Annotated in this window: 13 protein-coding genes; 6 read left to right on the forward strand and 7 right to left on the reverse strand. The window is 33.4% G+C overall.

Features of this window, described 5'->3' with window-relative positions; genetic code table 11:
• Positions 1-54: 54 nt before the first annotated feature.
• The 5 genes from HNQ90_RS09470 (at position 55) to HNQ90_RS09490 (ending at position 5,395) form a co-directional block, all read left to right on the forward strand.
• Complete coding sequence (locus HNQ90_RS09470) at positions 55-774, forward strand: YebC/PmpR family DNA-binding transcriptional regulator (protein ID WP_092853724.1); 720 nt, start codon at positions 55-57, stop codon at positions 772-774.
• Positions 775-851: 77 nt separating this feature from the next.
• The gene (locus tag HNQ90_RS09475) at positions 852-1,817 is read left to right on the forward strand and encodes a Gfo/Idh/MocA family protein (RefSeq protein ID WP_144118019.1); all 966 of its coding nucleotides are present in this window, start codon (positions 852-854) and stop codon (positions 1,815-1,817) included.
• 130 nt (positions 1,818-1,947) lie between these two features.
• Entirely contained in the window at positions 1,948-3,393 is a 1,446-nt protein-coding gene (locus tag HNQ90_RS09480) for a RimK family protein (RefSeq protein WP_144118020.1), read from the forward strand.
• Positions 3,394-3,485: 92 nt separating this feature from the next.
• Positions 3,486-4,712 carry a glutamate-cysteine ligase family protein gene (locus HNQ90_RS09485; protein WP_144118021.1) on the forward strand — a complete coding sequence of 409 codons (1,227 nt, stop codon included), beginning with the start codon at positions 3,486-3,488 and terminating at the stop codon, positions 4,710-4,712.
• A complete protein-coding gene (locus HNQ90_RS09490; protein ID WP_144118022.1) occupies positions 4,709-5,395 on the forward strand; it encodes an N-formylglutamate amidohydrolase in 687 nt (228 codons plus the stop codon). The genes HNQ90_RS09485 and HNQ90_RS09490 overlap by 4 nt, the downstream gene beginning before the upstream one ends.
• On the opposite strand, the gene HNQ90_RS09495 is transcribed toward HNQ90_RS09490, so the two are convergent.
• Positions 5,382-6,119, reverse strand: coding sequence for an NYN domain-containing protein (locus HNQ90_RS09495; protein ID WP_092853734.1), 738 nt, complete (start codon positions 6,117-6,119; stop codon positions 5,382-5,384). The two genes, HNQ90_RS09490 and HNQ90_RS09495, sit on opposite strands and share 14 nt — an antisense overlap.
• Positions 6,120-6,274: 155 nt before the next feature.
• Between HNQ90_RS09495 and HNQ90_RS09500 the strand changes: the two genes are divergently transcribed.
• Positions 6,275-8,869 (forward strand): zinc-dependent metalloprotease, encoded by a 2,595-nt coding sequence (locus HNQ90_RS09500; protein ID WP_144118023.1) that lies wholly within the window; start codon positions 6,275-6,277, stop codon positions 8,867-8,869.
• 170 nt (positions 8,870-9,039) lie between these two features.
• Here HNQ90_RS09500 and HNQ90_RS09505 read toward each other — a convergent pair whose 3' ends face one another.
• From HNQ90_RS09505 to HNQ90_RS09530, 6 genes are all read right to left on the reverse strand, one after another.
• Positions 9,040-9,588, reverse strand: coding sequence for a 1-acyl-sn-glycerol-3-phosphate acyltransferase (locus HNQ90_RS09505; protein ID WP_144118024.1), 549 nt, complete (start codon positions 9,586-9,588; stop codon positions 9,040-9,042).
• Position 9,589: 1 nt separating this feature from the next.
• On the reverse strand, positions 9,590-10,672 hold the full coding sequence (locus HNQ90_RS09510) for an iron-containing alcohol dehydrogenase family protein (protein ID WP_144118025.1): 1,083 nt from the start codon (positions 10,670-10,672) through the stop codon (positions 9,590-9,592).
• Positions 10,673-10,717: 45 nt separating this feature from the next.
• Positions 10,718-11,335, reverse strand: coding sequence for a CatA-like O-acetyltransferase (locus HNQ90_RS09515; protein ID WP_144118026.1), 618 nt, complete (start codon positions 11,333-11,335; stop codon positions 10,718-10,720).
• Position 11,336: 1 nt separating this feature from the next.
• Entirely contained in the window at positions 11,337-12,041 is a 705-nt protein-coding gene (locus tag HNQ90_RS09520) for an HAD family hydrolase (RefSeq protein ID WP_144118027.1), read from the reverse strand.
• Positions 12,032-12,760, reverse strand: a complete 729-nt coding sequence (kdsB, locus tag HNQ90_RS09525; protein WP_144118028.1) for a 3-deoxy-manno-octulosonate cytidylyltransferase — start codon at positions 12,758-12,760, stop codon at positions 12,032-12,034. The genes HNQ90_RS09520 and kdsB overlap by 10 nt, the downstream gene beginning before the upstream one ends.
• Positions 12,761-12,843: 83 nt before the next feature.
• A complete protein-coding gene (locus HNQ90_RS09530) occupies positions 12,844-13,410 on the reverse strand; it encodes a DUF4126 domain-containing protein (protein ID WP_144118029.1) in 567 nt (188 codons plus the stop codon).
• Positions 13,411-13,573 lie beyond the last annotated feature (163 nt).

Here is a 13,573-nt window from a genome sequence, read left to right on the forward strand (position 1 = left end):
AAATGAACTTAAATAGTTCTGATTCGTCGGAAATAAAAAATAACTTATATTATTATGGGAAGAGCTTTCGAGTTTAGAAAAGCAAGGAAAATGAAACGTTGGTCTGCTATGAGCAAAGCCTTTACACGTATTGGTAAAGATATTGTAATGGCTGTAAAGGAGGGTGGCCCAGATCCGGATAGTAACTCGCGTTTAAGAGCAGTTATACAGAATGCGAAATCTGTAAACATGCCAAAAGACAACGTTGAGCGCGCTATAAAAAAAGCAAGTGAAAAAGGTCAAGGTGATTATAAAGAGGTTATTTTTGAAGGCTATGCACCACATGGTATTGCAATTTTAGTTGAAACAGCCACCGATAATAATACAAGAACCGTTGCCAATGTGCGTAGTTATTTTAATAAGTGCGATGGTAGTTTAGGAACTTCGGGCTCAGTGGTATTTATGTTCGACCATACTTGTAATTTCCGAATTAATGCCGAAGGATTAGACCCTGAAGAATTAGAACTAGAATTTATAGATTTTGGTGCCGAAGAGGTTTTTGCAGACGACGATGGCATTTTAATATATGCACCTTTTGAAAGCTTTGGAGCTATTCAAGCCGAATTAGAATCTAGAGAGATTGAAATATTATCTTCTGGGTTTGAGCGCATACCGCAAGTCACAAAACCATTAAATGCAGAACAAGCAGCAGATGTTGAGAAACTGCTTGAAAAACTTGAAGAAGATGACGATGTACAGAATGTATATCACACCATGGAAGAAACAACAGAGTAAATTAAATTATAAAGTAATTAAAAAGAGAACTAATCGGTTCTCTTTTTTTAATTTCTAAATTATCAAATTATCAAATTATGAATTGGGGATTTATAGGATGCGGAAGCGTAACCGAGGTTAAAAGCGGACCAGCATATCAACAAACAAAAGATTTTAATGTAGTTGCTGTTATGCGTCGCAACGAAGAAAAATTATTGGATTATGCTAAACGACATAACATACCAACTACGTATACCGATGCCGATGCTTTAATTAACGACCCCAATGTAGATGCCGTGTATATTGCCACACCACCAGATACCCATAAATTCTATGCGCTAAAAATAGCCGCTGCTGGCAAACCTTGTTGTATAGAGAAACCGTTAGCACCTAGTTATATAGATAGTTTAGAGATTCAAAAGGCATTTCAAGAAAAAAACATACCCTTGTTTGTTGCATATTACAGACGTTCACTACCTCGGTTTTTAAAGGTTAAGGAATGGCTAGATAACCAACTTATTGGAGACGTAAGACATATAAACTCACATTTAAGCAAACCCGCAAGCGAACTAGACACCTCGAAAAATTATAACTGGCGAACAGATAACAACATTGCGCCAGCAGGCTATTTTGATGATTTAGCAAGCCATGGTTTAGATTTATTTGCCTTCTTTTTGGGTGATATTAGCAATGCTAAAGGCATTAGTTTAAACCAACAAGATTTATACTCTGCAAAAGATGCCGTTACAGCGTCGTGGCTGCACGACAATGGTATTACGGGTTCGGGAACATGGAATTTTGGATGCCATCAACATATAGATCTAGTAACCATTTATGGCAGCAAAGGCACTATTAAGTTTTCAGTATTTCATGAAAATCCTATTTACTTAGAAACGGATACACTAAAGGAAGAACTTTTTATAGACAACCCAAAACACATCCAAAAATATCATGTACAGAATATGCAAAACTATTTTAAAGACCATGATAAAACCCATCCTTCAACAGGGCAAACAGCCTTACATACCAGTTGGGTTATGGATAAAATTTTAGGTGCTATTTAATATTTAACCAACCAATTTTAATATCATTTTTAGATAAAAATTTTTTATAAAAATATTTTTATTATTTGTAAAACATATTCTAAAAAAGAATAATTTTACTTAAAATCCACATGGGTTTGTTTTACTAAAAATGAACAAATATATTGTTGTAAATCAGACAGATAAATGGAGTTTTTCCATTGAAAATATTAAAGTAATTTCATCACAAGATTACCTTACTAATCCTGATTTTTCAAAAATTAAAAAAGCAAGAATCTTTAATCTCTGTAAAGATTACTCCTACCAATCAAAGGGCTATTATGTATCTCTTTTAGCCGAAGCTCGCGGACATTCAGCCATACCTACAGTTAAAAATATTGTAGATTTAAAAACCATTAAATTGGTTAGAATGGTGTCTGATGAGTTTGAAGAAACAATTCAAAAAAGTTTAAAAGGCATAAAGTCTCAAGAGTTTACCTTAAGTATTTATTTTGGGCAAAACGTAGCTAAAAAATATAAGGAATTAAGCGGCTTATTTTACAAGCATTTTCAAGTGCCCTTTTTAAGGGTGAAGTTTAATTACACTACCAAATGGAACATTCAAAGTATTAAAGCTATTTCAGAATCGCAAATACCCGAAGAGCATATGGAAAGTGTTCATGTATTTGCTAATCAATTCTTTTCTAAAAAACGCTACGATACACCAAAAGTAATCAATTCAGATTTCGATTTAGCCATTTTAGTAGACCCTAATGATCCTGCGCCACCAAGCAACCCTAAGGCTATTAAAAAGTTTATAGATATTGCTGAAAAAATGAATATTTATGCTGAAGTTATTGAGCCAAAGGATTTATCACGCTTAACTTCTTTTGATGCCTTGTTTATAAGACAAAGCACCGATGTAAATAATGAAGCCTATGCCTTTGCTAGAAAAGCCCAACAATTAGGCATTGCTATTGTAGATTACCCAGATGCTATTTTAAAATGCTGCAATAAGGTGTATATGGCCGAAGCTTTACAGAATGCAAATATTGCAACTCCTAAAACTATAATAGTACACAAAGATAATAGAGACACCATTTTAGAACACACGGGTTTACCTTGTGTTTTAAAAGCGCCCGATTCCACATTCTCGTTTGGTGTAAAAAAAGCAAAAAACGAAGCCGAATATAATACGTTGGTAAACAACATGCTTAAGGAATCTGATTTGATTATTGCACAAGAATTTTGCCCTTCTACCTACGATTGGCGCATTGGTATTATAGACGACAAACCCTTTTTTGCTTGTAAATACTATATGGCCAAAGGGCATTGGCAAATCTATAATTGGAATGCCAAGAAAAAAAACGAGCAAGATGGCGATGCGGATTGTTTACCCATAGAAAAAGTGCCTAAAAACATCTTGAACATGGCTATAAAATCGGCTAAACTTATGGGTAAAGGGCTTTACGGAATAGATATAAAAGTCGTTAATAAAAAGCCTATGGTTATAGAAATTAATGATAACCCAAATATAGATTTTGGTGTAGAAGACGAATATTATGGAGACAACATATATATTGAAGTTTTAAATGCCTTAAAAAAGCGATTAGAATAAAACCACTTTATAAGCGGGCAAAACAAACACTAACTCCACAAAACACACACACGAGGTAAATCTCTAAATTTTAAAATTTTAAAAGTAAGGTAATGGGTAAAAAATATCATTTATTTGAAGTTTATGGTATCGAATTAGAATACATGTTAGTCAATCAATCTAACCTAAAGGTAGCGCCTATAGTTGATGCACTTTTAACAAACAAGAATGGTGAGCTAACTTCCGATATTGAAAATGGCGCTATTGCTTGGAGCAACGAATTGGTAGCTCATGTTGTAGAAATAAAAACCAATGGACCAACAGCTAACTTAAATAACTTATCTAAGGAGTTTCATAAAAACATAGTAGAAATCAATGCGTTATTACAACCTTTAAACACGCAATTATTACCAACGGCCTCACATCCGTTAATGAATCCGTTAACCGACACACAACTTTGGAAACACAGTTATAGTGAAGTGTATGAGCTTTACAACAGGATTTTTAATTGTAAAGGTCATGGTTGGAGCAACGTACAAAGCACTCATATTAATTTACCGTTTTACGACGATAATGAATTTGAAAAACTACATGCTGCCATACGAATTCTGCTACCACTTATTCCTGGTTTATGTGCAAGTTCTCCAATTCTTGAAGGGCAATCTACGGGCTTTAAAGATACCCGTTTAGAATATTATCAAACCAACCAAAAGGAAATACCAGAAATGACAGGTTTTGTAATTCCGGAACAAGTTTTTAGTAAATCTGATTATCATAAAACCATTTTCGAACCTATTAAAAAAGCAATCAAACCTTTTGATACCCAAAATATACTGGATCATCATTTTTTAAACTCAAGAGGTGCTATTGCTAGGTTTGATAGAAATGCTATAGAAATTAGGTTAGTAGATATACAAGAATGCCCAAAGGCAGATATGGCTATTTGTGTCCTTATAATTGAAGTTTTAAAACATCTTGTTAATGACGGTTTTACTTCGCTTTCAAATCAAAAAGAATGGTCGAATGTATCCCTTTTTAATCTTTTAAACCCCATTATAAAATCGGGTGAAGCTTATATAGTTTCAGATGTTAATTATTTAGACTTATTTGGAATACATGAACCTTTAAGCATTCAAAATATTTGGAAAAAAATATACGACGACGTAAAACCTAATATTGATACATCTCATTATGAAGCCTTAGATATTATATTAAATGAAGGTACTTTATCAACCAGAATATTAAAAGCAATTGACAATAACTTTTCAGAAGACAACATTAAAACCATTTATTTTGACTTAGCAAATTGTCTACAAACTAACAGCTTGTTTAGAGCATGAAACTCATTTTAACTTGCGAACATGGAGAATGCTTTATTCCAGAAAATTTTCAGAATTATTTTGAAAACGCTCAAGATGTGTTAAATACACACCGAGGTTACGATTTAGGTGCACTAGACCTCTTTACAGCCTTACAACCTCTTGCCTATTTTTCGAAATCTAGTAAGGTAAGTAGGCTTCTTATAGAGCTTAACCGTTCGTTACACCATGCCAAGTTATTTTCAGAATTCAGTAAAAACCTCACAAAGCTTGAAAAAGACAATGTAATAGAGCACTATTATTCTCTGTACAGACATGATGTTGAATCGCAAATAAAGAAGTTAATAAGTGCAAATGACACAGTTCTACATATTTCGGTACATAGCTTCACTCCTATTTTGAATTCTACAGAAAGGCGTTGCGATATTGGTTTGCTATTTGACTCTAGAATTAAAAAAGAAAAGGTCTATTGCACCTTATTAAAAAAGGAAATCAGTAGGCTCTATCCTGATTTTAATGTCCGTTATAATTATCCTTATTTAGGAAAAGCAGACGGTTTTACAACCTATTTACGCAAACAATTTCCTAAAAACTATATTGGTGTTGAATTTGAATTGAATCAAAAATTTGCAAATAATAACAAAGTACCTTTTAATATTAAGCAAGTACTTTACAACGCTATTGAAAGCACTATTTATTCTTAACAAAAATCAATTTGAATCGTCCGTTAGTTTGGTCGCGTTGTTCCAACTCAAATTGTGGCAACGATTTAAAAAGTGGTGTTAATTTTTGAAATCCAAAGTTTCTAGAATCAAAATTAGGTTGTTTTTTAAGGATTAAAGAACCTACATCGCCTAAAAATGCCCAACCATCATCGTCGGCAGCATCATCAACCGAGTTTTTAAGTAATTTAATAACCTTTGGTGTAATGTTGTAAAGATTTGCCTTTTTAGGTTTATTAGATTGCTTGTCCTTTGGATCTTCATCTTCATCAAGAGCTAAAATTTCTAAATAAATAAACTTGTCGCAAGCCACAATAAAAGGATTAGGCGTCTTCTTCTCGCCCATTCCATAAACTACCATAGCAGCTTCTCTTAAACGCGTAGCAAGTTTAGTAAAATCACTATCGGAAGACACTAAGCAAAAACCATTCACCTTTTCGGAATATAAAATATCCATTGCATCAATAATCATTGCAGAATCGGTAGCGTTTTTACCTGTAGTATAGCCATATTGTTGTATGGGTGTAATGGCATTTTCAAGCAATACATTTTTCCATTTAGATAGATGCGGCTTAGTCCAATCTCCATAAATACGTTTAATGGTGGGCGTACCATATTTGGTAATTTCCTCCATCATTTCTGTAATGTATTTTGACGGGATATTATCTCCATCAATTAATACGGCAATTTTAGTGTCTTTAATCATATGGTTAAAGGTAAAAAATAAAAAATTATAGTAAAACCTTACAATAACATTTATTTTAACTTTTATTTTGGTGAAGGAATATTGGTTTATACCTATTTTTACTGCGACTAATTCAAATAACTAGGTGAAATCCTAATAAATCACAAAATCTCCCTATGAAATTAAATCAAATTACTTTTAAGCTTATCCCCATTTCTTTCTTAATCTTACTTCTTTTAGCACCATTTTGTGCAGAAGCTCAAAATAAAAAAAAGAGGAATAAAAAAAATGCTATTGAAGCTACAAAAAACAACCCTATTAAAAAGTTAAAAGAAAAATCTATTGCAGACTTAACAAAATCAAGTAAAAAAATTGAAGGTTTGTTTACTGTTTACCAAGACACTATTACAGGTGAAATACAAATGGTTATAACAAAAAATCAATTAGACAAAGAGTTTATATACTTTAGCCAAATTGCGGATGGTGTTTTAGATGCCGGAAGAATAAATAGAGGCTCTTATAAAGGTTCTAAAGTGTTTACAGTATCAAAATACTTTAATAAAATAGAGTTTACAACTCAAAATACTTCGTTTTATTTCGCCCCTAATAATGCTATTTCAAAATCGAAAGACGCCAATATTAGCCAAGGTATTATGGCCAGCTTAAAAATTGAAGCCACTAACGCGGATGAAGGTTTGTACCTAATAAAAGCTAACGATTTGTTTTTAAAAGAAACATTTTCGCAAATAAAACCATCTTCGAGACCAGGAACATCTCCTAGCTCTTTTAAATTAGGAGGCTTGGATAAAGGAAAGACAAAAATTAATGACATAAAAAACTATCCTGAAAATGTAAATTTAGAGGTGGAATATGTGTATTCGGCTCCATCCGTTTTAAATGGTGGTTCTAGTGCTGTTTCCGATGGCAGAAATGTTAGTATAAAGGTGTTTCATAGTTTAATCGCCATGCCAGAAAATGATTTTGAACCTAGATTCGACGATCCTCGAGTTGGTTACTTCACTACTGAAATCACAGACCAAACTTCAACTAGTGTAACGCCATATCGCGATTTAATAAACCGATGGAACTTAGTTAAGAAAAACCCAGAAGCCGAATTATCTGAACCGGTAAAACCTATTACTTGGTGGATGGAAAACTCAACCCCTATACAATGGCGAGAAACTATAAAAAATGCTGTATTACAATGGAATGTAGCTTTTGAAAAGGCTGGTTTTAAAAACGCAATTGTGGTTAAACAACAACCTGATGATGCCGATTGGGATGCTGGTGATATTAGATATAATGTATTACGATGGACCGCTTCTCCAACACCGCCATTTGGAGGCTATGGGCCAAGTATGAAAAACCCAAAAACTGGTGAAATTTTTGGAGCGGATATCATGCTTGAATATAAACACTTTACAAATCGTGTTTTTTATGAAAAAGTTTTTGAAACCTCTTCGAATGAATCCCTTAATAACACTATAAATCATCAAGAGGACTTGTATTGTTCTTTAGGTCATGAACTGCATAATGAAGTTATGTTTGCAAGTACTGTTGCCTCTGTAGCTGGAGGATCAGATTTAGAAATGGAACGTATTAAAAAAGAGTCTATGACGGCTTTAATTATGCACGAAGTTGGGCATACTTTAGGTTTAAATCATAATATGAAGGCGAGTCAGTTGTTTTCTCCTGAGCAACTTGCAGATGCCGATTTTATTAGGGGAAAATGTTTAACAGCTTCCGTAATGGATTATGCGGCTTTAAATGTTACTAGAGACCGCAGTAAACAAGGTCAATATGATGATGTTGCTGTGGGACCATACGATATTTGGGCCATTCAATTAGGTTACAGACCTTTTAAAACAGAAGCCGAACGTCAAGCCTTATTAAACGAATCGACGAAACCTGAACATATTTTTGGAAACGATGCAGATGACATGCGTTATCCTGGTAAAGCTATTGATCCTAGAGTAAATGTGTCCGATCAATCTAACAATCAAATTAAATGGGCTGTTGATAGAATAGAACTATCTAACGATTTAATGAAAGATTTAAAATTTAAGTTTATAAAAACCGGCGAGTCTTACCAAGAATTAAGATCTGTTTATTATTTATTAAGTGGTCAAAAAGCTTCTGCTACAAATACCATTTCTAGATTTATTGGAGGTGTTTATGTAGATCGTTCTATGGCGGGCCAAGACCAAGCCAGTCAACCTTATACTCCTGTGAGCTTAAAAGACCAAAAAAGAGCCATGAGCGCTTTAAAAATTTATGTATTTGCACCAGATGCCTTTCAAGCTCCAAATGATTTATATAATTATTTAGCAAAACAACGAAGAGGGTTTAATTTTATGAACGCTCCTGAAGACCCTAAAATTCATAACCAAGTTTTGGGTTATCAGAAAAACGTATTAAGTCAACTTTTACACTATAATACATTACAACGAATTACTGATTCTGAGTTATATGGAAATGAATACACCTTATCTTCCTTTATGGTCGATTTAAATAATGCAATTTTTAAATCGGACATCTATGGTTCTGTAAATTCATTTAGACAAAATTTACAATTAGAATATACTAATATGCTAATTGATATGCTTACAGGTAAACAAAATACTAAGTATACAAACACAGCTAAATCAATGGCTCTGTATAATCTTAAAGCGATTAGGTCTATGGCTGCTCCTTCTGGAAATATAGCATCTAGAGCACATAAACAACACTTAAGAACCTTAATTGATAACGCTGTTAAAGAGATAAAATAAGCGAAATAAATAGTAATAAAAAAAAGCTACTTCATTAATGAGGTAGCTTTTGTTGTTTTAGGGAAGCTCATGTTTCTTTTTAGGTACAAATAATTGTTTACTTTATGTTTCATGCGCTTACTTATCAAGAAAACAATAGTTGTGCCAAAATTTAAAAAGTGAATAAAGGATTATGAATAATCAGGCTTTTTTCCAACTACGTCTTTATAGAAATTATGCATAAATTCAAAATCGGCTTCCATATTATCAGTTGGATAAAATGGCTCAGAAATTACATTCTGTTTATTCTTAAAATCAAGTGTAAACATTATAATAGGAACGTTAGCTTGTTTTGCTATATAGTAAAAACCTGTACGCCATTTGTCTACTTTTTTTCTAGTGCCTTCGGGCGCTAAAGTCATTCTAAACTCATCGTGTTGTGCAAATAATTTAGCAATGCTATCGACTTTGTTTTCATTAGATTGCCTATTTAAAGGTGCACCACCTAAAGCCCTAAAAAAATAACCAAATGGAAAAATAAACAACTCCTTTTTGCCTACAAAATTGGTTTTTACACCCGTTACTTTACGCAACAGCACACCAACGTAGAAATCGTGCCAACTTGTATGCGGTACCGCTATTATAACAGCCTTTTTAATAGTATTTTGTGAAAATGAAGTGTTACCAATAACTTGCCAACCTAAAATTTTAAAATATATGAGTTTTGCAAGCCATTTCATACTACATTTTTTGGTATAAAGCTTTCAACTTTTGTTTATTCATAGTTTTTTTCCAATTTTTACCAAGCGCGTTTTCCCAAAGCGGTTCTAGACCCAAGGCAACATCAATCATAATATCGAATTCGCTATCGCTTAAATCGGCACAAATGCCAGTTGGTAGTGTAATGTTATGTTTGGCTTTCATTTGTTTAAAAACCTTAACACCTTCTGGATAAAATTCTTCTAAATGATCAAAAACAATACAATTCCCAATACCGTGTTTAGTACCTAGTAAATAAGATAAACCATAACTCATAGCGTGGGCAACACCTACTTGAGAATATGCAATACTCATTCCTCCATGCCACGAGGCCATCATTAATTTTTCTTGAGACTCCGTGTCTGAAAGACTATCACTTAAAAATATTTCATTACACAACTCCAAGGCCATTTGCCCATAAGTTTCACTAAAGGTATTTAAATACGTACCGGTTAAAGATTCTATGCAATGTACATAACAATCCATACCTGTGTAAAACCATTGATCTTTTGCAACGTCTTTAGTCAATTCTGAATCTAAAATAACTTGATCAAAAGGTGTGTAATCTGAATTTATACCTAATTTTTTATCTGGTCCGGTAAGTACCGTAGTTCTTGAAACTTCGGCTCCTGTTCCAGAAATTGTTGGAATACCCACATGATATATAGCAGGATTTTTTACTAAATCCCAACCTTGATAATCGGCTGCACCACCATCATTAGTAATCATGATAGAAACTGCTTTTGCTAAATCTAATAAGGTACCTCCTCCAATACCAATAATACCAGAAGGACGCTGTTTAGATTGTAATATAATATCTTCAACAAGGGCATCAACTTGAGATGTTTTAGGTTCTTCTTTTGCTGAAACAAAAATTATTCTATCGTCATAAGACAATGATATTCTTGAAGTAATCCATGGATTGCTTTTAAATACATCATCTATTAAAAAAATGAAAGGCGCATGAAGTCCAAGACGTTTTGGGGCCAAAATATCATTTAATTGATTAAAACCACCTCTGCCAAACATAACTTTTGGCACCATTGGAAAGTTCTTATAAGTCATTTATTTAATTTCTTTATAAAAGGTAAAAATACCATTATTTATTTTCTATTGGTTTAAATACTGCTGAAATTTCTCTGAAAAAAGTCCAACATGGTAACCATCTATTAAAGCATGATTAACATTTATAGCTACGTTAATCATTAATTCATTGTCTACCTCTGATATTTTACTAAAAGCAATTTTAGGTACTGATTCAATTTCCCCTGAAACAGGCTCCTTGTGTCCGGTAAAATTTAGCCACGGCATTGCAGAACAATGAATACAATTTAGTCCATTTTTAGGAGGAAACAGATCGTTAGAATTTTTAACGCGTTCTTTTTCTGCTTCCAAATTATCAAGAAATGTACCAAGATTTTCATTATAATCAATAAACGAAAAAGCAATTGTTTTATCCTCCCTCATAATTGTTGAAGAAGCATGAATAACATCGTGCTCTACTACATTCCCGTTCTCGATTCTGTATTTAAAATTCTCAACCTCATTTATGGCTCGCATGCAAGCATGCAAATACTTTCCGAAAAAAGATATTCCTTTTTCTTTAGAAAAATAATACGCTTTAGTAACGTTAAAAGGAATTACTAATCCAAAATAAGGATCTGTTAAAGCAGAAAAATGTTCGTAATGCTGCTTTCTGTTCCAAGTATTTACATCAATAATCTTCATACTATTTAAGAATATTTAATACCTTATCTATTGAAGTTAACGTTTTGTAAGCTTTACCATTTTTTTCGGCCTCGGTAACCTCTTCATGTGCCCAAGTGGTGTGAAACGGTACATGTATAGCATGGGCTTTAATATTTATTAATGGCAAAACATCAGATTTTAAGGAATTACCAATCATTAAAAACTCGGAAGGATTTATATCTAAATGATTCAATAGGTTGGAATAATTAGCTTCTTTTTTATCACTTAACACCTCGATATGATGAAAATAATCTGTTAACCCCGATTTTTCTAACTTGCGTTCCTGATCGAGTAAATCGCCCTTAGTTGCTAAAATTAATCGGTACTTTTTTGATAAAGTTTTTAAGACTTCTTCCACCCCATCTAAAAGTTCGACAGGTTTATTAAGCATAACTTTTCCTATATTTAATATGGCTTCAATGGTTTTTGTAGACACATTATAATTAGAAATCTCCAAAGCCGACTCGACCATTGATAGCGTAAAGGCTTTAACACCATAACCGTATAGCGGCAAATTATCAATTTCCATTCTAAAAAGTTCTTGGTCTATTTTATTAACCGTTTCGTATTTAGATAACAGCTTTGCAAACTCTTTTTCGGCATCGCGAAAATAGGTTTCATTTACCCAAAGCGTATCATCGGCATCAAAACCAATAACCTTAATGTTTTGGTAGTCTATTTCCATAATTTAATTGCACGTTCTAAATCTTCGGGAGTATCAATCTCAATGCCTTCAACATCTGTTTCCACCATTTTTATGCGCTTGCCATATTCTAGATATCGCAACTGTTCTAGCTTTTCTGAAGCCTCTAAAACTTGCATTGGTAGTTTATAAAAGTCTAAGATGGCTTGTTTTCTAAAGGCATAAACCCCTTTATGTTTATAATATTTAACAGCCACACTTTTATCTCTAGGAAACGGTATTGGACTACGTGAAAAATATAATGCAAAGTCAGATTGATCGATAACCACTTTTACTGTATTTGGGTTATTAATCTCTTCGGTATTTGTAATGTGCACCATTAAGGATGCAAGATCGACTTCTTGGTTAGCATCCACTTTAAAAACATCAATAAGTTTAATTAAAGACTCTTTATCGGTAAAAGGTTCATCGCCTTGAACATTAACTACAACATCAATATCCATGTTCTCTACAGCTTCGGCTATTCTGTCGCTGCCGCATTCATGTTCCTTTTTACTCATTATGACGTTACCTCCAATACGCTCTATTTGTTTATAGATTATATCGCTATCGGTAACTACAAAAACATCATCGAATAACTTTGTGGCAACGGTAGCCTCATACGTTCGTTGAATAACCGTTTTACCACCTAAATCTTGCATAAGTTTACCTGGAAAGCGCGATGCTGCATAGCGAGCAGGAATCATGGAAATAATTTTCATCTATTAAGTTTACTGATTTAAATTCTATAAAAACAATTAAAAATACTCATAGTAAGCTCAAAAATACTACAAATAAATAGAGTTTACACTTTTGAGGTTTTAAACTTTTTGTACAGCTTAAAAATTATAAATAAAATTACAATAACCAAAAAGACTGCTAGAAACGGTAAAAAAATGGAAACCACAGACATAACCACTGATGTTCCCGTTTCTACTGTTGAAACTAAAGGGTTAGCAACACCTCCGGTGGTAACTGTTGATGCAAAACGTGCCGTACTTGATGTGCCTGCAACAGCTGCGGCTGTACCTCCGCCAGCAATAATGGCTAAGGCCCAGGTTATAACGGGACTTAAATCGGCCACAGTAGATAGCATAATCGCGGTGCCTGCAAGAGCTGCCAATGGCACAGCAATACTATCTAACACATTATCTATGTAAGGAATAAAATAGGCAAAAACCTCTACTAGTGTTGCAGCACCTAGAGTAATTATAGCGGCAGTACTGCCTATCCATTGCCAAGATTCGTTGAGTTGCCATACATCAAAATAAGATGCCAAGCTTAGTGCAAAAAGAGGTAAAAAGACTCTAAAGCCTACGGATGCGGCTAAACCTACACCTAAACAAATACTAATTATGGTTTCGAATGTCATAGAAGAAGCGCCTAAATCTCCGTAAAGGATTTTTGTTTTTAATTAATAATTATTCAAAGTTACGTAAATTCTTGATTTTTGAAACTTTGGACGAAAATCTGAAAAGTCGAAACGAGAAGGAAAAAATGTAAAATGTTAGTGAACACTGCTATTTATATTAATG

This window comes from Algibacter amylolyticus, from assembly GCF_014202225.1.
GTDB classification, from domain to species: domain Bacteria; phylum Bacteroidota; class Bacteroidia; order Flavobacteriales; family Flavobacteriaceae; genus Algibacter_B; species Algibacter_B amylolyticus.